The sequence below is a fragment of the Caballeronia sp. BR00000012568055 genome (genome assembly GCF_029439455.1).
GTDB lineage: Bacteria > Pseudomonadota > Gammaproteobacteria > Burkholderiales > Burkholderiaceae > Caballeronia.
The window spans coordinates 1-1,259 of the sequence record NZ_JAQFVG010000159.1 but is presented as its reverse complement, the minus strand read 5'-3'; the positions used below and the strand labels follow the sequence as shown (position 1 = coordinate 1,259).

The following is a 1,259-nucleotide window of genomic DNA, read 5'->3' as shown; positions in this document are numbered from 1 at the left end:
CGTTGAACGATTCGAATCGTGCCGACGTCTACGTGGATGCGCTGAAGAAGTTGCTGGAAGAAGATGGACATCAAATGAATTGACGATGTCGACGCCGTCCGCCGGCGACATCGTTTGCAGCGGTCACCGGCCGGCAGTCGCATCGCGCAAAAGGAAATTTAATAGATCGCGATCTGTTGGCTTACTCCATACGTGATCGGCGAGCCAATAAGCGAAAGCCTCCTGCGCCGCCTTCTTGACCTTAGCATTAGGTGATATCCGCAGCTGCTCCGCGACCTGCTGGGCATTGTATTGGAATACGTACGCACTCTGCTCGGCGGGATCTAGCTCGTCAAAATACTCTTTTGCCTCGCCAGCCCGGAACGCTAAATAGCGTCCAAGAAGCACGTCTTCACCCGATGAGTCCGATTTTGTTGCACGCGCTGTGAGGGTCGCCGTTCCACGTTGTTCGTCAACTTTCCAGCCACCAGAAAGCGCTTTTCGGAAGTACGCTCCCATATTTTCGATGGGTTGTGCGTTCTTGCGTTTGGTTCGCTGGCGCGTATAGGCGAGCGCGTCTCTAACGGCATCCTTTCCATGCTCACTCAAAAGCTTGCGCGCTTCACTGACGGGGATGCCGAATGCGGTAACGCTTGAGAGCAGGTCTAGATCGTCCTCTTGGGTAATCTCAGGCTTCTTCTTCGCATTTATCGTCAACTGCACTTCCGTTACCGTTCGGCCTGTCTTGGACTCATGGTAGGTGATCTCATGGTCTGCAATGCGGTTGATCTCTTCCAGTGCCGGCAGCAGCACGCGACTCTTGAATGTCTTGTATTGCGCGTACGAACCACTCACCCAGTCCAAACCGAGCAGCAAATCACGAAGGGTGTCAACGCTCATTTTTGGGGTACGGCCTATCCCTTCATAGCGCACAACGTTCTCCCATAACGTCAGGGCGTGTCCCCGTTTGAACTCGCGGGCTATGCGCATATCAATGCTCGCGTAAATGCGCGGGTTCATGAGAATCTCGCGCATGTTGTCCGAGAATTGATAACGGAGAGTTGATCCGGAAATCTTGGCGCCAGCGACCAGACCGCTCGCGTTCCACTCGCGGGAGTCAGACAAATGGTCCCAGTTCACCACGAAGCCGACCAGCGAATTGATGGTGGACTTCACGTAGTCTCGATTCTTTGAGTTGAGCCCTACGTCATTGATCAACTGTCCAACCGGATAGTCGAACCATACGCGTTCACCTTGCTTGTTCTGCTCGATCGCGTTTT

Annotated in this window: 1 protein-coding gene; it reads right to left on the bottom strand. The window is 53.8% G+C overall.

All coding sequences use genetic code 11. The annotated features are described in order from the left end of the window. Positions 1 to 123 precede the first annotated feature (123 nt). Positions 124 to 1,259: replication initiation protein (locus P7F28_RS09220; protein WP_277184208.1), on the bottom strand; the 1,136-nt coding region annotated here is incomplete at its 5' end.